The organism is Brevundimonas sp., assembly GCF_044336875.1.
GTDB lineage: Bacteria > Pseudomonadota > Alphaproteobacteria > Caulobacterales > Caulobacteraceae > Brevundimonas.
Window position 1 is genome coordinate 208946 of the sequence record NZ_JBIIOP010000001.1, and the last position, 23811, is coordinate 232756.

At 64.6% G+C, this 23811-nt stretch carries 14 protein-coding genes; 5 read left to right on the plus strand and 9 right to left on the minus strand.

Going from position 1 to position 23811, the window contains the following annotated elements; genetic code table 11:
- The first annotated feature begins 104 nt into the window (after positions 1 to 104).
- On the plus strand, positions 105 to 422 hold the full coding sequence (locus tag ACIQ1T_RS01060) for a hypothetical protein (RefSeq protein ID WP_395942634.1): 318 nt from the start codon (positions 105 to 107) through the stop codon (positions 420 to 422).
- 55 nt (positions 423 to 477) lie between these two features.
- Here the strand turns inward: ACIQ1T_RS01060 and ACIQ1T_RS01065 are convergent, their stop codons facing one another.
- The 5 genes from ACIQ1T_RS01065 to ACIQ1T_RS01085 all read right to left on the minus strand — a co-directional run bounded on the left by ACIQ1T_RS01065 (position 478) and on the right by ACIQ1T_RS01085 (position 8733).
- A complete protein-coding gene (locus ACIQ1T_RS01065; protein ID WP_395942635.1) occupies positions 478 to 2253 on the minus strand; it encodes an SLC13 family permease in 1776 nt (591 codons plus the stop codon).
- Between the two features lie 187 nt (positions 2254 to 2440).
- Entirely contained in the window at positions 2441 to 3586 is a 1146-nt protein-coding gene (locus tag ACIQ1T_RS01070) for an HAAS signaling domain-containing protein (RefSeq protein ID WP_395942636.1), read from the minus strand.
- Positions 3583 to 3915 (minus strand): PadR family transcriptional regulator, encoded by a 333-nt coding sequence (locus ACIQ1T_RS01075; protein WP_395942637.1) that lies wholly within the window; start codon positions 3913 to 3915, stop codon positions 3583 to 3585. Before ACIQ1T_RS01075 ends, ACIQ1T_RS01070 begins: the two co-directional genes overlap by 4 nt.
- Before the next feature lie 109 nt (positions 3916 to 4024).
- Positions 4025 to 5632, minus strand: a complete 1608-nt coding sequence (locus ACIQ1T_RS01080; RefSeq protein ID WP_395942638.1) for a hypothetical protein — start codon at positions 5630 to 5632, stop codon at positions 4025 to 4027.
- Between the two features lie 143 nt (positions 5633 to 5775).
- On the minus strand, positions 5776 to 8733 hold the full coding sequence (locus tag ACIQ1T_RS01085) for a TonB-dependent receptor domain-containing protein (RefSeq protein ID WP_395942639.1): 2958 nt from the start codon (positions 8731 to 8733) through the stop codon (positions 5776 to 5778).
- Between the two features lie 432 nt (positions 8734 to 9165).
- Here ACIQ1T_RS01085 and uvrB point away from each other — a divergent pair, with 432 nt between their 5' ends.
- Entirely contained in the window at positions 9166 to 11391 is a 2226-nt protein-coding gene (gene uvrB / locus ACIQ1T_RS01090) for an excinuclease ABC subunit UvrB (RefSeq protein ID WP_395943106.1), read from the plus strand.
- 28 nt (positions 11392 to 11419) lie between these two features.
- Here the strand turns inward: uvrB and ACIQ1T_RS01095 are convergent, their stop codons facing one another.
- Positions 11420 to 12193 (minus strand): hypothetical protein, encoded by a 774-nt coding sequence (locus ACIQ1T_RS01095; protein WP_395942640.1) that lies wholly within the window; start codon positions 12191 to 12193, stop codon positions 11420 to 11422.
- Complete coding sequence (locus ACIQ1T_RS01100; RefSeq protein WP_395942641.1) at positions 12190 to 12765, minus strand: hypothetical protein; 576 nt, start codon at positions 12763 to 12765, stop codon at positions 12190 to 12192. Before ACIQ1T_RS01100 ends, ACIQ1T_RS01095 begins: the two co-directional genes overlap by 4 nt.
- A 303-nt stretch (positions 12766 to 13068) precedes the next feature.
- On the opposite strand from ACIQ1T_RS01100, the gene ACIQ1T_RS01105 reads away from it, so the two are divergent.
- Positions 13069 to 13617, plus strand: a complete 549-nt coding sequence (locus ACIQ1T_RS01105) for a hypothetical protein (RefSeq protein ID WP_395942642.1) — start codon at positions 13069 to 13071, stop codon at positions 13615 to 13617.
- A gap of 199 nt (positions 13618 to 13816) precedes the next feature.
- On the opposite strand, the gene lepA is transcribed toward ACIQ1T_RS01105, so the two are convergent.
- Positions 13817 to 15625 (minus strand): translation elongation factor 4, encoded by a 1809-nt coding sequence (gene lepA, locus ACIQ1T_RS01110; RefSeq protein ID WP_395942643.1) that lies wholly within the window; start codon positions 15623 to 15625, stop codon positions 13817 to 13819.
- 197 nt (positions 15626 to 15822) lie between these two features.
- On the opposite strand from lepA, the gene ACIQ1T_RS01115 reads away from it, so the two are divergent.
- On the plus strand, positions 15823 to 16992 hold the full coding sequence (locus ACIQ1T_RS01115; RefSeq protein WP_395942644.1) for an efflux RND transporter periplasmic adaptor subunit: 1170 nt from the start codon (positions 15823 to 15825) through the stop codon (positions 16990 to 16992).
- A gap of 9 nt (positions 16993 to 17001) precedes the next feature.
- The gene (locus ACIQ1T_RS01120; protein WP_395942645.1) at positions 17002 to 20094 is read left to right on the plus strand and encodes an efflux RND transporter permease subunit; all 3093 of its coding nucleotides are present in this window, start codon (positions 17002 to 17004) and stop codon (positions 20092 to 20094) included.
- Between the two features lie 282 nt (positions 20095 to 20376).
- Here the strand turns inward: ACIQ1T_RS01120 and ACIQ1T_RS01125 are convergent, their stop codons facing one another.
- Entirely contained in the window at positions 20377 to 23448 is a 3072-nt protein-coding gene (locus ACIQ1T_RS01125; RefSeq protein WP_395942646.1) for a carboxypeptidase regulatory-like domain-containing protein, read from the minus strand.
- Positions 23449 to 23811: the final 363 nt, after the last annotated feature.

A 23811-nucleotide genomic window follows, 5' to 3' on the forward strand; every position in this document is an offset into this window, starting at 1 on the left:
CCATTTCCACACTCACGGAAGGGGGATTTGACGCCCGGCCAGACAGGCATAACCTCGGTGTGCGCCCTCGACGGCGTACATATAAAAAACAGGGAGTTACGCCTTTGGTTCGTCCGCCCCGTCACCTCTTTTCGTCCATCGCCTGCGCCGCCGCGACCCTGATCGCCACCAGTGCGGCTGCTCACGAACATGTCCGGAACCAGCCGCTCGGCCCGGGCGCCGGCCTGCCCGTCGGCAGCTACCGCGAGACTTGCCGCAACATCTCGCTTAACGGCGACCGGCTGCGCGCCCGCTGCATCGCCCAGAACGGCCAGTCCGTCGCCACCACCCTCAGCGTCCGCAGTTGCCAGGGCGCCCCGATCCGCAACCAGGACGGACAGCTGCGCTGCGCTCCGCCCACGCCGGCCGACCACACGACCTGACGACCATGAGACCGGCCCCGCTCGACCGGGGCCGGTCCTGACGGAGCGGCCGGTCCTACATCGGCCAGAACAGCAGGATCGCGGGGGGCCCGACGATCAGCACCAGAAGGCTCAGCGGCGCGCCCAGCTTGGGATAGTCCGAGAACTTGTACCCGCCCGGCCCCATGACCAGCGTATTGCACTGGTGGCCTATGGGGGTCAGGAAGTCGCACGCGGCCCCCACCGCCACCGCCATCAGGAAGGGATCGGGCCGATAGCCCAGCTGCTGGGCCAGGGTCGCCGCGATCGGCGCCACCACCAGAACTGTCGCCGCATTGTTCAGGAAGGGCGTCACGGCCATGGCGGCGAACATCATCCCCGCCACCGCCACCACGGGCGGGATTCCCTGGAACACCGACTTCAGCCCCCCGGCTATCAGGTCCGCTCCGCCGGTCTGCTGGATGGCGTCCGACACCGGGATCAGGGCCGCGATCAGCACCAGCAGCGGCCCGTCCAGCGCCGCATAGGCCTCGCGCATCTTCAAGCCCCCCAGGGCCACGATCACCACCGCCGCCCCGAAGAAGGCGATGGCCACCGGAATCAGGCCGAAGCCGACCATCACCATGGCTGCAGCCAGCACCACGGCGGGCAGGAATTTCCTTCGCTTGCCGCCCAGCCGCATCTCCCGCTCCGCCAGCGGCAGCAGGCCCAGTTCCGCCAGCCGCCCCGGCAGGCCGGATTCCGAACCCTGCAACAGCAGCACGTCGCCGGCCTGCATCTTGGCCGTCCGCAGATGCTGGGTCAGTTCATAACCGCTGCGCGACACCCCCAGCAGGTTCAGCCCATGCTGGCCGTACAGGTCCAGCGATCGCACCGTCTGTCCGGTCAGGGGCGAGTCCGCCCCGATCACCGCCTCGACCAGATGGACCTCGTCCTTTGCCTCCTCCAGCAGCACCGGCCGGTCGCCCCGCACCAGCCGCAGCCTGGCGGCGTCGATGAAGGCCTCCAGCGCCTCCTGGTCGCCCTTGATCAACAGGGTGTCGCCGGGCCGGACGATGGTGTTGCCGCGCGGTCGGGCCCTGCGCTTGCCCTCGCGGATCAGGGCCATGACCTGGATTTCGTCCGTGGCCATCGCGACCAGGGCCGTGATCGGCTGCGGCTCCAGGGTCCAGTCGTCGGGCACGCGAGCCTCGGTCAGATAGGCGTTGGCCGACAGGGCGGCCGACAGGCCCAGCGTCCCCGTCCGGTCCTTGGGCAGCAGCCGGTAGCCGAAGGCCAGGAAGGCCAGGGCCACCCCCGTCAGGATCAGCCCCACCGGCGCATAGTCGAACATCCGGAACGGCTCGCCGATCATGTCCTGGCGCACCTCCGCGACCAGGATGTTGGGCGCGGTCCCCACCAGGGTCACCATGCCGCCGGCCATGGCGCCGAAGGCCATGGGCATCAGCAGGCGCGACTGTTTGGTCCCCGTCCGTCGGCTGACCTGCAGCGCGACCGGCATCATGATGGCCAGGGCGCCGACATTCTTTGTCACCATCGACAGCAGGGTCACCGCCGTCGTCAGCACCGGAACCTGGCTGCGTTCGGTCTTGAGGTGCGGCATGATCCGCTTCAGCGCCATCTCGACGATGCCGGACTTGGCGAAGGCCGCCGACACCACCAGGGCCGCGGCGATGATCACCGTCACATCATTGGAAAAGCCGGCAAAGGCGTCCTCGGCCGGGATCACCCCTATGGCCAGTCCCGCCACCAGAGCCGCCACCGCGACCAGATCGTATCGGAACCGCCCCCAGATAAAGGCGGCCACCGTCAGCCCGACCAGGCCGAACGCCAAACCCTGTTGTAAAGTCACTTGCTCGATCCAGCCCCGTCTCGACCCGCTTGGGGTCCGGACAGGGCAACGACGCAAAGCGGCTAAGGTTCAACCGTTTCGACGCCTGTCGAGGCGGCGGGACCGGCAGGGCAAGCCCGCCGATGCCGCCCGGTCCGACCCGCCGCCCAGCGCCTGCCTCGCGATCGAACGGCCCGGACCCGCCGCCTCAGCGCCCGACCGTCAGCCGCGCCGCCCCCCGGATGATGCGCCAGATTTCGGCGGCGAAGGCCCAGACCACGATCATCATCAGGATCGTCTCCAGCCCGCCGACATGGTCCGAGGTGCGTTGGAACAGGGCCTGCACCCGCACCGCGAACTCGGTCACCGTCCCGACCCAGACCACCGGCGTCAGCGGCGACCAGAACCACAGCCACGCCAGGCCCCAGGCCGCCGCCGCCCCGAACACCACGTCGCCCAGGCCTGTCAGCCGCACATTCCCGCCAGAGGCCGCCCGCATCAGATCGAACACCAGCTTGGCGGCGGCGAACAGGGTCACGGGCCAGTAGGCGGCGGCGACGATCTGGCTCAGGATCCGGCCGTAGTCGACCCCGTCCACCACCCCCGCCAGCTCCTCGGGCCGGATCGAGGCGATCGGCAGCAGGCCCGTCCACCACATCAGCAGCACGCCCCAGCCGATGGCGCTGGCCACCGCCTTGGCCGCCGGCGACATCTCGGCGCTCTTCTTCACCGCTGCGCCCGACTTCTCCGGCGCCGCCCCCTGCTGCGTTGTCGATCCGCCCCGCGCCAGCCGCTCGCCCCATTTCTCGGCGTCGATGTCTCCGCCCAGCTCGAACAGGCCAAGATCCTTGACCCGCCATTTGGCGATGAAGTCCGGCTTCTTCTCCTGCCGCTCCAGGATGAAGCCCGCCACAGTCACCACCCCGATCACCGAGATCGCCCCGCTGAACAGGCTGGCGAAACCCTGGCCTATGGCCTGGCCCAGATAGACGTCGCCCGCCAGCACCCGCGCGCCCAGCCCCAGCAGGGTGACACAGACCATGACCGCGAGAGCCACCTTCACCGCGAACATCCACCACGGATACAGTTCCGGCCCGATCAGCGCCTGCGGCCCCGAGCGATAGCGCGCCGCCACCGTCAGCGGATGCCCGACCTCGCGCAGCACCGCCTCGACCTCGTCGTCGCTCGGCGCCCGGCCCAGCCGGTCCTCCAGCGCCTCGATCCGCCCCATGATCTCGTCGCGCAGCTCGGCGACGATGTCCTCGCGGCTCTCCTTGGGCAGCTGCGCCGCCACGGCCTTCAGATAACGCTCCACCAGGTCCATCCCGGCCTCTCCCTCTTTCCCGATGTTCACAGCATCTTCTCCAGCGAGGCGGACAGGCCGCGCCATTCGTCCGCCAGCCGCGCCAGCAGGACCTCGCCCCGGCCCGACAGCCGGTAGAACCGCTTCTTGCGCCGGTCCTCCTCGCGCCATTCGCTGTCGAGCAGCCCCTGGCTCTCCAGCCGGCGCAGCAGCGGATAGAGGGTGCTCTCCTCCATCTCCACGCCGGCCTCGCCCAGGGCCACCCGCAGCGAATAGCCGTATTGTTCGCGCCTCAGGCTCGCCAGCACGGCCAGGATCAACGACCCCCGCCGCAGCTCCAGCCGCAGGCTTTCGAACAACTGTTCCTCGTCCTGGCTCACGCGCCGCCTCCGTGCGTCACATAGTGTGTGACACACAGTGTATGCGACATACTGTGCGAACGAGTCAAGCGACCGCGGTTATCGTCGCCAGCGAGGCGGCGTCAGATCTTCAGGGCCGCAGGGCGATCGCCGGGGCAGCCGCGACGAAATAGGTCTTGGGGGCGTCCAGCGGCGCAGCGCATTTTGCCTCGATCACGGCGCCGCCCCGCACGTTGTAGCGGACCGGACCGCCCGTCGCGCACCGGGCCGTGACGGCGTCGAACATCGGCTTGACCTCGGCTATCGGATCGAACCCTTCGACGGCGGCGATCTCGGGATCACCGGACAGCACGCCGCACCGGTCGCCGGTGTCCAGCTTGATCCCTTCGGGATTGGTGTAATAGCCGGTGCCCCCGCCGCTGCAGTTCTGCCCATTCAAGTGCCACAGCACCGCCCGACGATAGTCGTCGTCGCTCGGGCGATCCTCCAGTCCGACGCCCAGCGCCGCGAGCCGCGCCTCGATCGCACCCCAGCGCGCTTCCCCGGGGCCTTCCAGGACCAGGGCGACGGCGGCGTCCGCCTGCGGCCAGGCGCGAAACTCGGCGACGCCATAGCTCCCGGTGCGACGCCCCTCGGTCAGCATCTCGCGCCACAGGTCCATGACCGTCTGGTCGCCGGCCTCGCGCAGCATCAGATCGGTCAGCCACTGGATCAGGACGCCACAGTCATAGACCCCGCTGCCGCTGCGAGGACCGCGCCCGTTCAACGCCCTCGCCTCCAGAACGGACCGGCAGCCGTTCAGCCGTTGCGTCAGCGACGCACGCGCCGCCGCCTCGCTCATGTCGCCGGTGCTGACCGCCCCCATGACGGCGGCGTATTCGGCCCCGCCCTCATGCAGCCAGGGCGCCGTACTCCCGTCGTCCAGCGCGACGCCGTGGCCGTTCCACAGATGGAAGCTCTCATGCCAGACGAAACTCTTCACATAGGGGGCCGTCTCCTCCTGCGGCCCGCTCCAGTCGCCGTGGAAGCGCGTCGAGATCAGGCCGGTCTCGCTGACGTCGCCACGAAACTGCGACGGCCCCGGGCTGTCGACGGTAATGACCAGGGCCGGGGTGAAGGGCAGGCTCAGGCCCAGCCGCGTCCCGTAGAATTGGCGTGCGGTGACAAAGGCCTCGCGCATCGGGGCAGACAGTGGCTCGCCGACGGTCGCGCCCGTCACGACCAGGGCATCGTTCTCGGCGATGATCGCCTTCGTGGGCCCGACATAGACGGCGCCGGCGATGCCGCCGCTTTCAGGCAGGGCCGCCTGGTCCGGCGCCAGGTCGACCGTCAGCACCGTCTCGACCCCTTGGATCGCCAGGGCGGGGCCATGCACGATCCAGCCGTCGCCGACCCGCACCAGCCCCATATAGACCCGGTCGATCTCCTCGGCGTCCGGCGCAATGGCGATCTCGACCGTCGAGAACGGCTGGTCGGAGACAACAGTGTCGCCATCCAGCCTCAGACCCGGCGTCTCCACCGTCCACAGGGTGCGGATGATATGGGCGTCCTCGAACGTCAGCCGGTCGGTCGGCGTCGCCAGACTGTAGCGGACATGCACCCCGTCCGTGTCGGACCGCAGCCGGACCTCGGCCGTGTCGGACCGCAGCCGGACCTCGGCCGTGTCGGCCGCCCCTGCCCGTGACGCGCCGACCGCCAAGATCGCCACACAGAAAAGGATACGCTGCAGAATCGTCATCGCCGCCCCAGGTCCAGCCAAGCTCAAGACCTAGCGCGATGCGGGAGAGACAGACAACCCTGATGCATCACGGCCTCACGGGCATGAAAAAAGGCGGCGGACCGAAGTCCGCCGCCCTCTGTTCGTCGTTCCGACGCCTGTCCTTAGAAGGACTTGGTCAGATTGATGAAGGCCGTGCGGCCCAGATAGTCGTAACCCGAATACAGCGGGGCGTTGCCGACCCGGTTGTAGACGCCCGACGAGATGGTCGGCGGGTCTTCGTTGAACAGGTTGCGGACGCCGGCGGTCGCCGTCCAGCCGTTGGCGGCATATTGGACCGAGGCGTTGTGCAGCCAGTAGTCGCCGACTTCCAGGTCATAGTCCGACGTCGCCGGATCCTCGCCATAGTAGTCGTAGCTGTCCGTACCCTGGATCCACTCGACGCCGTAGCGCACGCGCCACTTGTCCCAGGCGTAGGACACGTCGGCCGTCCCGGTGAACTCGGGATTGTTGACCATGCCGGTATAGTCTTCCAGCGGGTCTTCGGCGAACAGCTTCGACGAGATTTCCGTGTACTGGGTGACCGCCAGGTTGAACAGCGCCGTGCCCGGGCCGACGTCCTTGCGATAGCGCACGGTGTAATCCAGGCCCTTCACATTGTCCGTGGCCAGGTTGACGTAGCTGTCCTGGACCGTGAGGCTGTTGTCGGCCGGATCGCGCGAGACCAGACGGCAGAAGCCGGTGTCCGCAGCGAAGTCTTCCGGATTGGAGTCATAGCAGCGGGTCAGGATTTCGCCTGCGCCGGTGCGGGACACGCCGTTCTCGACTTCGATCTCATAGTAGTCGACGGCGAAGGCCAGATCACCCCAGCCTGACGGCAGCGGCGGCTGGAGCACCAGGCCGACGGTCATGTTGGTCGAGGTTTCGGCCGACAGACCGGCGTCGGCGCCGCCTGCAGTGATGACCTGGACGCTGGTGGTCGACTGGAAGTCGCCCGGCAGGCCTTCAGCGGTGCAGTTGGCGACCCGGTTCGGGTTCACGCCGTCCGCGCCGTACTCGTTGCAGCGGTCGTTGGCGTTCGACAGGAAGCCGGTGGTGGCGCCGACGAACTGCTCGAACAGCGCCGGGGCGCGATAGGAGGTGCCGTAGGTGCCGCGAACCGTGACCCAGTCGATCGGACGATAGACCAGGCCGATCTTGTAGGTCGTGTCGTCGCCGTAGGAGTCATAGTCGGTGTAGCGGAACGAACCGTTCAGGGTCAGTTCGCGCACGCCCGGCAGGTCAGCCAGGATCGGGGCTTCGATTTCGCCGAAGACTTCCTTCACCGAGTCCGACCCGCGCGTGATGGCCGAGCTGGAGAAGTTGTAGGTGTTGCCCAGTTGGCTATCGATGCCCGGAGTGTCGTCGATCTCGGACTCACGCCATTCGGCGCCGAAGAAGCCCATGACGCGGCCGGCCGGCAGGCTGAACAGCGGACCGTCGATGCCGATGCTGACCACCTTCTCGGTGAACTCGGTCGTGCCGGTCACCGGACGGAAGACATAGTCGACCCAGTTTTGCGGCAGGACGCCGCCGATGGTCTGGCTGTTCAGCACCGGAGCGGCGACGCAGCCCGGGTTCGACGCGAGCAACGCGCACTGGAACTGCCCCGGCGCCGTTTCCACCACATCCAGCGTCTCGATCAGACGATCAGTCAGGAACTGTTCGCTGGTGTAGGTCGACTTGGAACGCGAATAGCTGGCGTAGGCGTCATAGCGCCATTCCGGGATGAAGAAGTCGCCCTTGATGCCGGCGACATAGCGACCGAAGTCGACTTCCTGGTCGGAATGGTCGTTGCCGAAGCCGATGAAGGCGCGAACGCCGACGTCTTGGCCCCTGTTCAGGCCCTGGTCGCCGAAGGCCACGCTGTCCTGCAGGTTGGCGGGGATCAGCGGGCTGCCTTGGGCGTAGTCGAGCGCCAGCTGGCGATAGCCGGTCTGCGACGACTTGCGCTGGTTGAACAGGGCTTCGCCGTACACTTCGGCGTTGCCCAGGGCGTGCAGGTCGTAGCCCACTTCGCCGTACAGGGTCGTGATGTCGACGGGCGAGATCAGAGACTCGTTCAGCATCCGGTCTTCGAAGGTGTCACGAACGTTCACGTCCGACCCCGAACCGCCCACGCCCTCGAAACCGACCAGGCCGGTGGTGACGGCCGAGTTCGGGCGCCAGCGGTTGAAGCTGGTCGCGGTCGTGCCCGCGGCGGCGACGCCCGCCATGGTGTTGGTGCCGATCGTGTTGATCGTCACGCCGTTCGAGCCGGTCGTGGTGATGGGATAGCATTTCGACTGGCCGGTCAGCGGGTCGATATAGTCCTGGCCATTGCGGAAGCCGTCGGTCTGGCAGCGCGTGAACTCGCGGTCGCGCAGGGTCAGTTCATCCCGCTCGTAGCGTTCGACCGAACCGGCGGCGCGCCAACGGTCGCCGCGGACGCCGCCCGTCACCGACAGGCGGGTCGACCCGCCGGCGCCATTGGCCTCCAGCGGCTCGTTGCGCTGGGCCTCAATGGTCAGGCCTTCGAAATTCTGGCGGGTCTGGATGTTCACCACGCCGGCGACGGCGTCCGAACCATAGACCGACGAGGCGCCGTCGCGCAGCACTTCGACACGGTCGATGATGGCCGTCGGCAGCACGTTCAGGTCGGCCGCGCCGACCGAGCCGCGCGAACCGGCGGGCGAAACGCGACGGCCGTTCAGCAGCACCAGGGTGCGGCTCGGCGACATGCCGCGCAGACCGATGGTGTTGGCGCCGGGGCCGCCGTCGGTGACATAGCCGCCGTAGGAGTTGTTGATCTGCGACGTGCCGCCGGTGACGGCTGTGCTCTGCAGCGCCTCGGTGGTCGAGGCGAAGCCCTGCAGGGTCGCCTCCTCGCGGGTCACCACTTGGGTGGGCGACGGCGCATTGTAGTTGTCGCGGCGAATGCGCGAACCGATGACGACGATCTCTTCAACATTGGTCGTGTCTTCGGCCTGGGACACAGCGGCGTCCTGCGCCGAAGCGACGGCAGGAGCGAACATCGCCAGAGACGCAGCGAAAATTCCGCCCGCCACGGTTGAATTCATGAGGTAGTTCTTACGATTACGCATACGCCTCTTCACAAGTAGTATTTGAACAATACTCAACACATACCGCCATATCGGCGATATATATCTCCGATATACGCAATGCATCGGATATGTGACATGGCTAGGCGCAGCGAACACGGATCGCAACCAAAAAGTCGCATAAAAGTTCGCAACAAGGAGAAATTGCGTGCAGAAACCACACATACTGCGGCGGGATGTAGCAATATCCTTCCACATCACGCCGTTTTCCCGCCATTTTTGGACGAAGCTTTGATACGCAACCACCTTTGAAGGCGGACGCTATTGGCGATAACCGATCCCGCACACTAAGTTCTGTTCATGAACCGTTCTTCGACCTCGAAGCCCGCCGCGCCCAAGATCGCCAAACCCGTCCACGTTCCCGACCAGGGCGTGCGAGAGGCCGCCGCCGCCTTCAAGCGCGATAACGGCAAGATGCCGATGTTCGCCCCGGTCTCCGGCCCGCGTCTGACGCCGGAGGAGCCGGTCGCCGCCCCGGCCGACTGGACGCCGCACCGCCCCTCGCACGAGGGCAAGCGCAAGGGCGGCCGTTTCCGGCTGGAGACGAAATACACCCCCGCCGGCGACCAGCCCGCCGCCATCGCCGAACTGGTCGCCCAGGCCGAGGAGGGCGATCGCGACCAGGTCCTGCTGGGCGTCACCGGCTCGGGCAAGACCTTCACCATGGCCAAGGTGATCGAACAGACCCAGCGCCCGGCCCTGATCCTGGCCCCGAACAAGACCCTGGCCGCCCAGCTCTATTCCGAGTTCAAGGCCTTCTTCCCGGACAATGCGGTCGAGTATTTCGTCAGCTACTACGACTACTACCAACCCGAAGCTTATGTCCCAAGAACAGACACTTACATCGAAAAGGACAGCTCCATAAACGAGCAGATCGACCGGATGCGCCACTCGGCCACCCGCGCGATCCTGGAGCGTCAGGACGTCATCGTCGTGGCCTCGGTCTCCTGCATCTACGGCATCGGCTCGGTCGAGACCTATACGGCCATGACCTTCAGCCTGAAGGTCGGGGACCAGATCGACGAGGCCAAGCTGCGCGCCGACCTGATCGCGCTCCAGTACAAGCGCAACGACATGAACTTCGACCGCGGCATGTTCAGGAAGCGCGGCGACGTGATCGAGATCTTCCCGGTCCACCTGGAGGACCGCGCCTGGCGCATCAGCCTGTTCGGCGACGAGCTGGAGGCGATCCAGGAGTTCGATCCCCTGACCGGCAAGAAGACCGCCGACCTGACCGAGATCACCGTCTATGCGGCCAGCCACTATGTCACCCCGCGCCCGACGCTGAACCAGGCCGCCGCCGGCATCAAGGCCGAATTGAAGGAGACGCTCGACTGGATGGTCGAGAACGGCAAACTCCTCGAAGCCCAGCGCCTTGAACAACGCACCCGTTTCGACCTGGAGATGATGGAGGCCACCGGCTCCTGCGCCGGCATCGAGAACTACAGCCGCTGGCTGACCGGCCGCGCGCCCGGCGAGCCGCCGCCGACCTTCTTCGAATATATCCCCGACAACGCCCTGCTGTTCGTGGACGAGAGCCACGTCACCATCGGCCAGATCAACGGCATGTTCCGGGGCGACTACCGCCGCAAGTCGACCCTGGCCGAATACGGCTTCCGCCTGCCCTCCTGCATCGACAACCGCCCGCTGAAGTTCGAGGAATGGGACGCCATGCGCCCCCAGACAGTCCACGTCAGCGCCACCCCCGGCCCGTGGGAGATGGAGCGGTCGGGCGGCGTCTTCGTCGAACAGGTCATCCGCCCCACCGGCCTGATCGACCCGCCGGTCGAGATCCGCCCGGTCAGCGGAACCACCCGCAACCAGGTCGACGACGTCATCGACGAGGTCAAGACCACGACCCGCACCGGCTACCGCAGCCTGGTCACCACACTGACCAAGAAGATGGCCGAGGACCTGACCGAATATATGCACGAGCAGGGCATCCGCGTCCGCTACATGCACTCCGACGTCGACACCCTGGAACGGATCGAGATCCTGCGCGACCTGCGCCTGGGCTCGTTCGACTGTTTGATCGGCATCAACCTGCTGCGCGAGGGCCTGGACATTCCCGAGTGCGGCCTGGTCGCCATCCTCGATGCGGACAAGGAGGGCTTCCTGCGCTCGGAGACCTCGTTGATCCAGACCATCGGCCGCGCCGCGCGCAACGTCGACGGCCGGGTCATCCTCTACGCCGACCGGATGACCGGCAGCATGGAGCGGGCCATCGCCGAGACCGACCGCCGCCGCGAACGCCAGCAGGCCTACAACGCCGAACACGGCATCACGCCCGAGAGCGTCAAGCGCGACATCAAGGAGATCCTCGACAGCCCCTACGAGTCCCGCGAGATGGACCGGGTCACCCGTCCGGGCGTGGCCGAGGAGGCCAAACCCTTCGTCGGCTCCAACTTCCAGGCCGCGCTGAAGGATCTGGAAGGCCGGATGCGCGAAGCCGCCTCCAATCTCGAGTTCGAGGAGGCCGGCCGCCTGCGCGACGAGATCAAGCGGATGAAGCTGCTGGACCTGGAGTTCGCCAACGAGGCCCTGACGGCGGCCGGCGAAACGGTCGACAAGTCCGCGCCGAAGAAGTGGCGCGCGGAAGCGGCGGCGGAGAAGGCGGAGGCGTTCAGGAAGGGGCGGTGAGAGCCAGACGCCCCACCGCACACTGCACCTAATTCGGGTATTTTTTGTAGACGTTTTCTAAGAGATCTTCGAAAAACTCGTTAGCTTTGCTTTGCTTGAAGGAAACCGTCGACGGGTGAGCAGCAGAATTTCTTATTCCAAGTTTTTGGTCGAGAATTTTCCTCACGTCATTTGATATAATTCCTGAGGATTTCATAAATTCGATGAACTTACCTTCTGGTATTTCTCCGAAATCATCCCTCTTGGATATTTCCGTCACCTTCACTCTTTTATCGGTATTTTTCGAAAGCGTATCATTAAAAGATACAAGATGATTTGATAAAACCAATCCATAAAGGTGGTCGAGCAAAAATGACCAGAATATCACAATTGCAGCCCTGTTACATCCAATTCCATAACAGTCTATAGCCTCCTGCAAGAATTCTTTCTGAATACCCTCATTAAGCTTACTACACGCATCCCTTAAAGGCTCGCTTGTTTGAGTTACAATAGCCGAAACCCCCAAACTTTTTGATATCTGCTCACGCTCATGAGCGTGCAACCTATAACCTTTGGAAGCCTTTACGTACTTCGGACCTTTTCCTTTAGACGCATTGGCCAAGTGAGTAGCGACCCACGTCGGAACTATGAGATCACAGAGCTTAAAACACTGCTTCAACTCAGCCGTTGTTACACTTTCACGACCAACCTCGATCTGCAAATAGTATGCAAAATAATCGGCCAATCTACCCTTAGAAAGAGCCAATCTGTCCGGTATAGACGCATAAAAAATCGCCAAATGGGATTTATCTAAATTACTCACGCGTCAGATACCTTTTTGGCCATATAAACTAGATGGTTCTCCCCCATAGTTGGGATAATAACCTCTGAAAGTTTCGTGTACTCAATATAACCCTCCTTCTTTGCATCATTCATATTCTTCGCAAACGCCTCAGGTATCTTCATTTCTGATTTCATGCTATGAAAACATGAATATATGTCTGAATCTGCACACGGCGAAACCTTAAGAATATCCCGCAAGAACGAGCAGAAAACGAGAATTTTTTCGGTATTATTTTTTGGTTTGTATTTCTTGATGAACTCAGGAAGTTTACTCAAGTCCAAGTTGGTATTGAGCGAAGGCTGAGACTTCTTCGAACTGGAAGAATTTTTGATTTGAGATTGTTTTGATTTTAATGGTGGGATTTTTTCTGAGACAACCTCGGACGAATTCAAAGGACCGATTTCGGAATCAGGCGACTTCGATTTAAATCCGTTCGACGGTTGTAGATCTTTGAGCGCGCCCCGGACCTCGCCTAAGGCGGTCAAAATAAATGCCTCATCCCCTTCGATCTCGATTGACCCATCAGAGACATTCACAGTTAGCTTGGCCATCAAGCCCTCCCGATTCTGCAGACAATATCAGTTGTTATAGCTTCACTGAGAAAAGTGCATAGCACCGTTCGATTTAGCGAGGTTAACGCGCCGTACCATGTCAGGCTATCCAAGGTCATGGTCGACGCCTCCGGGTCGAGGACGCAGTTTAACTGGGTGCGACAGGCCTCCATCTCGGTGGCCATGGCGGCACGGGTCAGGCCTTAGGCCTTCATCCCGGTTCGCCTTTCCCTTCTCCCGCAAGGGGAGAAGGAAGAGGTGGTTGCGTCCGATCCTGACGTCCCCCCGCCCCACCCTGTCGGCATGACCAAGACATCGACGTGGAAGATCCGGTCGGAGGAGACCTGGTACGACATCCGCCGCGAATGGGAGCGGGGCGAGACCGGGGCGTCGCTGGCCCTGCGGTATCAGGTCGGGCTGTCGAACCTGTGGCGGCGACGGGCGGCCGAGGGGTGGCGGCGGCTGCAGGCCTACGAGCAGGATCCGGAGCCCGAGCCGGTCGAGGGCTGGGTGCGTTATGCGGCCCGGCGAAAGATCGAGTTCGAGGAGCGGCTGGGCGATGCGCGGGATCTGGCCGAATGTCTGGTCGAGGCCATGAAGGACGAGCGGCTGATGCGGGCGCCCCACTGGCATATTCCGTGGCTGTACCACTGGCGGGCCGAGCATCTGGGCGAAGAGGCGGCGGCGCGGGATCGGGCGCGGGCCGTGGAGGCGGGCTATCCCTGGGCCGAGAGCTTCTGGCGCGAGGACGGGAGCCTGATGCCGCTGGGCTGGATGGATCAGGAGATGGCCCGGCTGCATCCGAAGGAATTGCGCGAGGCGCTGGGGGCGCCGGAGGGGGTGGAGGTGTGAGGGATGAGGCAATGCCTCTCCCTCCCCGCTCCGGAGAGGGTGGTCGAGCCGGAGGCGAGACCGGGTGGGGGCGGCAGGGCGAAACCCCACGGTTCTTTCGAGACGAGAGCGGTGGGGCCTTGCCTGGCCGTCCCCACCCGGCTTCGGCTACGCCTCAGCCACCCTCCCCCGCAGGGGGAGGGAGAGGATCAATGCGCGATCAGTCCTCGTCCATCTTGAGCGCGGCGATGAAGGCTTCCTGCGGGATCTCGACCTTGCCGAACTGACGCATCTTCTTCTTGCCGGCCTTCTGCTTCTCCAGCAGCTTCTTCTTCCGGGTCGCGTCGCCGCCGTAGCATTTCGACGTCACGTCCTTGCGCAGCGCCCGCACCGTCTCGCGCGCGATGATCTTGCCGCCGATGGCCGCCTGGATCGGGATGACGAACAGGTGGGGCGGGATCAGTTCCTTCATCTTCTCGACCATGCCCCGGCCGCGCGTCTCGGCGCGGGCGCGGTGGACCAGCATCGACAGGGCGTCGACCGGCTCGGCGTTGACCAGGATGTTCATCTTGACCAGATCGCCGACCTTGTAGCCGGTGATCTCGTAGTCGAACGAGGCGTAGCCCTTCGAGATCGACTTCAGCCGGTCGTAGAAGTCGAAGACGACCTCGTTCAGCGGCAGCTCATAGACCACCAGCGCACGGGCGCCGACGTAGGACAGTTCGATCTGCGACCCCCGGCGGTCCTGGCACAGCTTGATCACGCTGCCGAGATAGTCGTCGGGCGTCAGGATGGTGGCCTTGATCCACGGCTCGGAAATGGTCTCGATCTGCATCACGTCGGGCAGGTCGGCCGGGTTGTGCAGGTCGATCTCGGTCCCGTCGCGCTGCTGGATCTTGTAGACGACCGAGGGGGCCGTCGCGATCAGGTCGAGATTGAACTCGCGGCTCAGACGCTCCTGGATGATCTCCAGGTGCAGCAGGCCCAGGAAGCCGCAGCGGAAGCCGAAGCCCAGGGCGGCGCTGGATTCCATCTCGTAGGTGAAGCTGGCGTCGTTCAGGCGCAGCTTGCCGATGGCGGCGCGCAGATCCTCGAAATCGGCGGCGTCGACCGGGAACAGGCCGCAGAAGACCACCGACTGGACTTCCTTGAACCCCTTCAGCGGTTCGGCGGTCGGCTTCTTCTCGTCGGTGATGGTGTCGCCGACGGCGGCGTGGGCCACTTCCTTGATCTGGGCGGTGATGAAGCCGACCTCGCCCGGGCCCAGTTGGTCGACCGGGGTGTTCTTGGGCAGGAAGACGCCGACCCGGTCGATCAGGTGGGTCGAGCCGTTGCGCATCATCTTGACCCGCATCCCGGCCTTCAGCACCCCGTCGAAGACGCGGACCAGGACGACGACGCCCAGATAGGGGTCGTACCAGGCGTCGACCAGCATGGCCTTCAGCGGGGCGTTCACGTCGCCCTTCGGCGCCGGAAGCTTGGTGACGATGGCTTCGAGGACGTCCTCGATGCCTATGCCGGACTTGGCGCTGGCCAGGACGGCCTCCGACGCGTCGATGCCGATGACGTCCTCGATCTGGGCGCGGACGCGGTCGGGCTCGGCCGCCGGCAGGTCCACCTTGTTCAGGACGGGGACGATCTCGTGATTGTTGTCGATGGCCTGATAGACATTGGCCAGGGTCTGGGCCTCGACCCCCTGCGAAGCGTCCACCACCAGCAGCGAGCCCTCGCAGGCGGCCAGGCTGCGGCTGACCTCATAGGCGAAGTCGACGTGGCCGGGCGTGTCCATCAGGTTCAGCACATAGTCCTGGCCGTCCTTGGCCCTGTAGTTCAGGCGGACGGTCTGGGCCTTGATGGTGATGCCCCGTTCCTTCTCGATATCCATATTATCCAAAACCTGCTCGCTCATTTCGCGAGCGGTCAGGCCGCCGGTGAACTGGATCAGGCGGTCGGACAGGGTGGACTTGCCGTGGTCGATGTGCGCGACCACGCTGAAGTTCCGGATGTTCGAGATAGGAGGAGTCGTCATCCGCGCGCCCCTATCACGCGCGCGGCGCCGGGGCCAGCGCGCGTCGTTATCTGCACCTGCTACAGCGCCAGATTAAGCCTTTGCAACAATATGTATCTGGGTTTGAGAGCGGCTCGCGGACGCGGTATGGAACGAGCCCCCGAACGACCGGCGACGCAGCCGGCAAGACGCTTCGCCTGCAACCGAGGAAACGCCGCGTGTTCAAGACGACCCGATCCGCTTTGGGGCCCCGTGCCGCTGTCATGGGCGCCGTGGCGCTGTCCACACTGATCCTGGCCGGCTGCGGCGGGCACGGCGACGAGAAGACCGAGGAGAAGGCCGCCGGCGGCTCGCGCCAGACCGTCACCGCCGCCACGGTCAGCCAGACCAGCCTGAACCGCACCGTGACCGCCTCGGGCACCGTCTCCGCCTGGGAAGAGGTGCCGGTCGCGGCCGAGACCGGGGGCCTGACCGCCGTCGCCGTCTATGTCGACGAGGGTTCCTATGTCCGCCAGGGCCAGCCCCTGGTGCAGATGAACGACGTCCTGCTGCGCGCCCAGCTGCGCCAGCAGCAGGCCCAGGTGCAACTGGCCGAGGCCAATGTGGCGCGCGACGACGCCGCCCTGGACCGCGCCCAGCAGTTGAAGGAGCGCGGCTTCCTCAGCCAGGCCTCCCTGGACACGGCCCTGGCCAACCAGCGGGCCTCCGGCGCCAATCTGGCCGCCGCCCGCGCCACCCTGGCCCAGACCCAGACCCAGCTGTCCCAGGCCACCATCCGCGCGCCCGTCGCCGGCCTGATCTCCAGCCGCAGCGTGACCAAGGGCCAGATCATCTCGGCCGGGACCGAACTGTTCCGCATGGTCCGCGACGGCCGGCTGGAGCTGGACGCCCAGGTGCCCGAGACCGAACTGGGCCTGATCCGCGCCGGTCAGTCGGCGACCGTCAGCTCCAGCGAGGGCGGTTCGACCAGCGGCACGGTCCGCATCGTCACGCCCCAGGTCGATGCCGGCACCCGGCTGGGCCTGGCCCGCGTCGCCCTGGCGCCCGGCGGTTCGCTGAAGCCGGGGATGTTCGCCCGCGCCGACATCGCCGTCGGCGACCAGCCGGCGACGACGGTGCCGACCGGCGCGGTCCTGTACCGGAACAACAAGCCGGGGGTCTTCACCCTGAACGGCGACGGCACGGTTCACTTCCAGCCGATTACCGTCCTGTCGCGCAGCGACGCCCAGACGGCCGTGACCGGCGTCAATGTCGGCGCCCGGGTCATCGTCGACGGCGCCGGCTTCCTGAACGAGGGCGACCGCGTCAATGTGCCCCAGGCGCCGGGGCGCGCCGCGCCCGCGGCCCAGCCCGCTTCCCAGCCCGCCTCCCAGCCCGCCTCCAAGTAGGACCCGGTCATGAACCAGATGTCCTCCTGGGCGATCAAGAACCCGATTCCGATCATCCTGCTGTTCCTGCTGCTGACCCTCGGCGGCGTGGTCGGCTTCTCGGGGATGCGGATCAACTCCAACCCCGACATCGACTTCCCCCTGGTCAATGTCACCGCCGCCCGTCCCGGCTCCGCGCCTGCGGAAATGGAGGTGCAGGTCACCCGGCTGATCGAGGACTCCCTCGCCGGCCTGTCGGGCGTGCGCCACGTCACCTCAACCGTCACCGACGGCGTCTCGACGACGATGATCGAGTTCGAACTGGGCACAGACACCGACCGGGCCACCAACGACGTGCGCAACGCCATGACCGGCCTGCGCGCCTCCCTGCCCCAGGACATGCAGGAGCCGGCGGTCCAGCGTATCGACATCACCGGCGACGCCCTGATCACCTATGTGGTCCGCTCGCCGACCATGACGCCGGAACAGATCAGCTGGTTCATCGACAACGAGATGAGCCGCGCCCTGCTGGCCCTGGGCGGGGTGGGCGAGGTCAACCGCTCGGGCGGCGTGGATCGCGAGATGCGGGTCGAGCTGGATCCCCAGCGTCTGGCCGCCTACGGCGTCACGGCGGCCGAGGTCAGCCAGGCCCTGAACAACGTCAACAACAACCTGCCGGGCGGCCGCGTCACCATCGCCGGCTCGGAGCGGGCCGTCCGCACCCTGGGCGCCGCCACCTCGGTGCAGCAGTTGCGCGAGACCCTGGTGCCGCTGGGTGACGGCAAGACGGTGCGCCTGGATAATCTGGGCACGGTCGAGGACAAGTGGAGCGAACCGCGCCGCCTGGCCCGCTACAACGGCCAGGAGGCCGTGACCTTCAACTTCCTGCGCTCGCGCACCGCCTCCGAGGTCAAGGTCGCCGAGAAGGTCCGCGAGGAAGTCGCCAAGATCGACGAGGCCCATCCCGAACTGACCATCCAGCAGGTGACCGCCAGCGTCGAACAGATCGAGGAATCCTATCTGGCCTCGCTGGAGGCCCTGCTGCTGGGCGCCGTCCTGGCCGTCATCATCGTCTTCATCTTCCTGCGCGACTGGCGTGCCACCCTGATCGCGGCGACGGCCATGCCGATGTCGCTGATCCCGACCTTCGCCATCCTGGGTCCGCTGGACCAGTCGCTGAACGTGGTGACCCTGCTGGCCCTGTCGCTGACCATCGGCATCCTGGTCGACGACGCCATCGTCGAGATCGAGAACATCGTCCGCCACATGCGCGACGGCAAACCGCCCTATGACGCCTCGCTGGAGGCGGCGGACGAGATCGGCCTGGCCGTCGTGGCCACCACCGCCACCATCATCGCCGTCTTCGCCCCCGTCGGCTTCATGCCGGGCATCATCGGCCAGTTCTTCAAGGCCTTCGCCCTGGCGGCCTGCGTCTCCGTGGCCTTCTCGCTGCTGGTGGCGCGGACCCTGACGCCGCTGATGGCCGCCTTCATCCTGAAACACACTCACCACGAAGACCGCGATCCCTTCTGGATGGGCGGCTATCTGAAGGCCCTGCGCTGGTCGCTGGGCAACCGATGGAAGGTGTTCGTCATCGGCATCCTGTTCCTGGTCGGATCGATCGGCACCTCGATCGTGGCCAAGATGTCGTTCGAATTCATGTCGCCGGGCGATGTGGCCCGCGCCGCCTTCCAGGTCGAACTGCCGCCGGGCTCGACCCTGCGCCAGACCGACGCCGTGGTTCAGGCCGTCACCCGCAAGCTGGAAGCCCGGCCGGAGGTCGTCTCCGTCTACGCCGCCATCGGCGGCCAGGAAGTGACCCAGGCCAATGTCTATGCCGACATGGTGCCCAAGGGCGACCGCGACCTGAGCCAGCAGGCCTTCTCGCGCGTCATGGTCGACGAGTTGAAACAGATCCCCGGTGCCCGGATCCGCGCCGGCATCGCCCAGCAGGGCGGCGGGCCCGGCGACGGCACCAGCTACACCTTCTCGATCCTGAGCGACAATCCGGCGGCCCTGGACGCCGCGGCCCGCAAGGTCGAGGAGGAGATGCGCGGCGTGCCCGGCCTGGCCAATGTGGTCAACTCGGCCGCCATCGCCCGTCCGGAGATCCTGGTCACGCCCCGCCCCGACGAGGCGGCCCTGGCGGGCGTGTCCGCCGGCGCCATCTCGCAGGCGGTGCGGGTCGCCACCATCGGCGACGTCGATCAGAATCTGCCCAAATACAATCTGGGCGACCGCCAGATCCCGATCCGCCTGCAACTGACGGAAGAGGCGCGCGAGGATCTGACCGTGCTGGAGAATCTGCGCGTGCCGGCCAACGGCGGCGCCTCGGTGCCGCTGGGCGCCGTCGCCGACATCAGCTTCGGCGCCGGTCCGGCCACCGTCACCCGCCAGGACCGGTCGCGGATCGCCTCGATCAGCGCCGAACTGGACGGCATCACCACCGGCGCGGCCGGGGCGGCGGTCAATCGCCTGCCCTCGGTGCAGAACCTGCCGGCCGGCGTGCGCCAGGTGCCGGCCGGCGACGCCGAGTTCATCCAGGAAATGCTGATGGGCTTCGGCATCGCCTTCGCCTCGGGCATCCTGCTGATGTATGCGGTGCTGACCTTGCTGTTCAAAAGCTTCGCCTATCCGATCACCATCATGGCGGCCCTGCCCCTGGCCATCGGCGGCGCCTTCATCGCCCTGGCCATCGGCGGCGCCAACTTCTCCATGTCGGCCCTGATCGGGGTGCTGATGCTGATGGGGATCGCGGCCAAGAACTCCATCCTGCTGGTCGATTACGTCATCATCGCCGAGAAGGAGGGCATGCCCCGCTTCGACGCCATCATGGATGCGGCGCACAAGCGCGCCCGCCCCATCCTGATGACCACCTTCGCCATGGGGGCCGGCATGGTGCCGATCGCCATGGGCGTGGGCGCCGACGTCCAGTTCCGTTCGCCCATGGCCATCGCGGTGCTGGGGGGGCTGATCTCCTCGACCTTCCTGTCCCTGCTCTACATCCCGGCCATCTTCACCATCGTCGACGACATCGCCGGCTGGGGCCGTCGCATCCTGCACCGCTCCACCGCCGGCCAGCGCGAACTGGCCAAACCGAGGCAGAACCCGCTGGTGGAATAGGCCTTCCTCCAGCCCGTCGTCCTCGCCCTTGGCCCAGGATGATGGACTGGAGGAAGGCCGCAGTCGCAATCGATCCGCTATCGGGTCGAATAAGAAGGCCCGACCGGTTTGCCGGTCGGGCCTTCGTCGTCCCGTCTTTTAGCCGGAGCCTGAGCGGTTGGGCGATCAGAAAAGTCACGCCGTAAATCCGCAGCGCACAGCCCTGGATAAACCCAAACCTGAATGCAGAATGCCGGCGCTTCCGCACCGGCATTCCACTCGATCACTCGAGACCTGGTCCTCTTAGAAGGAGTAGCGGACCCCGAGGTTGGCGCGACGCGGCGAGACCCAGGAGTTGGCTTCCTGATAGTCGTAGACGCCGCTGCCTGCGAGACGCGATTCGACGCCCGTGGCCGACTGTTTGTTGAAGAGGTTGAAGATGTCGAGGAACAGTTCCGTTTTTCCGAACGGCATATCGACCGTATAGGTGGCCTTGATGTCGAACGTCCAATAGGACGGCGCGGTCTCGGAGCCGATATAGCCCGGCAGATACCAGGTGTCGCACACGCCTCCATTGTAGTAGCCCGGCGAAGGATCGGCGGGATCACCGCAAGCGTTCAATGCCGGGTCATCGAAGGTCGGAGCAAAGTAGCGACCGCCCACGGGCTGTGCAGGAGTGTAGAGATAGCCCGAGTTCCAGTTGAACACACCCGCCAGCACCAGACCCCAGTCGAACTCATAGCCTCCGTAAGCCTTGAACTGGTGTTCAATATTGCCCGGCTGATTACCGGAGGCATTCGGAGCCCGAGGATCGAGGAAGATAAGGTCGCCCTGATAATCCGCGTTCGAATCCGAGTTCGTGTTCCCATCGGCATCGTTGTAGGTATAGGAAATCTGACCGAACCAGTTATCAGTCTTGTACTTGGTCAGGGTCAGTTCCAGACCGGTGTAGTTCCGTTCGCCGCCCGGCAGGGTGCCGATCACATAGTTCGAGTTCGGGGCACTGTCGTAGCCAAAGTAGGAATACGGCAGATAGTAAGCGGAGCCAGGGAAGGCGTAGCCATAAGCGCCGCAATCCTCAGCCGTGCAGGTCGGATCCGAGTAGAGCGCAAGATCGAAATCTTCCATGATATCGCGCGTCTGGCGGCGGGTGACCGTGGCCGTGAAGCCGATGTCCGACCTGAAGGTGGTCGAATAACCGATGAGGAATTCGTCGGTGTACGGCGTCTTCGTGGTGGGAGAGAACAGGGCGTCCGGCGTCGACGCTCCGCCACGCGTACGGAAGGTTACCCATTCGCCGGCGACGTTGATCTGCTCTTCGTCGACAGGCCCGGTCAGGCCGCCTGCAAAATCCGTCATGTTGTTGCGGATCGGATCGTAATAGCGCCCCGCATAGCCGAACACCTTGCTACGCCCATCACCGAAGAGGTCATAGACGACGGAAAGACGTGGCGCGATTTCCCAATCAAAGTTGGCGACCTCTTCCCCATTGGAGTCGAAGTGCGTCCACTTCTCGGCGCGAACACCCGCATTCACGGTCAGTTGGTTCAACGTCCAGGTGTCTTGCAGATAGACACTCTGCCCCTCGCTCTTCACCTCATACGCGCCGGTCGCAACGCGGTTCATCCGATACAGCGCGACATTGCCATAGGGGCTGTCGGCGGTGTTGGTGAAGGTCAGTGCGTTGACCTCGGCGGTAGTCACCTCGCCATCACCATCGGTGTCCACTGCGGCAAGCGCCGTGGCGTTGCTCGTTATACCGTCGATCAGCCGGGTCATGTCACCAGCCACGATCGGACGCGCGGTCCAGCCTGGACCGCCGCTGACAACCGTAGCAAAGTTGGTGCCCGAGTACTGAGCGGCCAGAGAAGTGTACCGATCCGGGTTGGGCACCGAGCTGTCGATCATTGTCGAGTTTTCAGTGAAGACATAGCCCGCCTTGAACGTGTGCGTACCAAATCCAGTGTTCAGGAAGTATTCAGCGTTGATGCCGTACTCGTCCCGGTCGCGATTCCGGATCGTGTCGCCACCGAAGCCGCCGAGCGAGCGCTGCGCCAGGGTCGAAGCCGCAGCTGATGCGTAGATCACGTTCTCGGTGACTGAGGTGTCGGCGGCATAGTCCGAAATTTCGCCTTCGTGGCGGAACCAGTAGGCGTTGACCGTCAGATCGTCGAACACGCCAGTATAGTCGATCTTGTAGTTATTCCCGCCCTGGACGCGCCGCGTGTCGCGATTGTTCAACACGGTGGCCGACGACGAGCCGGTCGTTTCATAGGGGTCGTTGAAGAAGGTGGCCGACAGACGGTTCTCGTCGTTGACCTGCCACGTCACCTTGCCGAACGAGTATTCGGAATCCTGCTCGACGTTACGGCGGGCCTCACCGGTATTGGGATCGAGCACTTCGTCTTCGCGGTTACGCTTCTGATACGAGCCGAAGACCCACAGGCGGTCCTTCAGAATCGGGCCGCCTAGAGTGACCGCCGCATCATAGGTCGAGAAGCCGCCCGAGTTATTGTGGTAATCTTCCTGAACGAGGGAGTCGTTCTGGAAATAGTAGTTCGCCGATCCATGCCACTCGTTGGAGCCCGACTTCGTGACGACCCGCGAGATCAGGCCGGAGCCGCCCGCATATTCCGCTGGGATCGCGCCCACCAGAACCTGCTGCTCCTGGATGATTTCCGAGTTGAAGTTGGCGCCGAACGTACCCGACACTGGGTCTGTCACATCGACGCCGTCCAGATAATACAGGTTGTCGGTCGAACTGCCGACGGCGCCGCCGATGTCGGAATAGTTCACACCTGAACGCGACGACGGGTTGTTGCCAGGCTTGGTGCCGGGAACCAGCTGCAGATAGCTCTGATAGCTGCGGCCGGTGGGAAGAGCTTCCATGGTCTCAAGCGTCAGCGTCGTCGAGACCGTTGCAGAAGTTGTGTCGATCGCGGCCAGCGACGTGCCAGTGACGACGATATCGCCCAAATCCGTCGCGCCGCTACGATCGGCAAGGCTGTAACCCACCGACAAGTCGCGGCCGCTGACGATAGCCACATTGCCAGCGCTGAAGTTGCTGTACTCGGGCGCGTCGATCGACACCGTGTAGTTGGTCGCCGGATCGAGGCCGCTGACTCGGACGCGGCCGTCAGCGTCGGTCACGGCAGTACGGCTCACCAGACTGCTCGGCGAACTCACGACAACCGTCGCCCCCGCGATCGGTTGGCCGGCCGAGCCGGTGACTGCGATACGCAGCCCCCCTGTCTGCGACTGCGCGAGCGCTGTCGTCGGAGCCAGAACGACTGGCATGGCGGCCAGAGCCGCCAGCGCAACGCCGCCCACCATGGTTCCGGTCAACAAGCGCTCTCGAATGGTACGAACTTTCAATATCCCCATCCTTCAAATAGCGGCGATCGCCCCTCGACGACGGCCACACTGACCCGCGCCCCCAATGCACGCGGATAGGGAAGGTTATCCGCGTGCCGGATCGTGGCTAGGCCACATTACATTCAAGCAATGTAATCAATGGTCACATGTCACAATGAAGACACAGATATGACGCGTTTCGTATAACAAAAATATTTTGTAATATTTTAGAATTGGGAAATCCTCACCCACTCACCGTCGGCGCTAAGGTTGAGGATGACAAAAATTTCCGTAGAAGGACGAAATTCATCTCACCGCCCAATGGGCGGGACTTCTAACGAAAAAGAAAAAGGCCCGGCCGGTCTCCCGGTCGGGCCTTCGTCG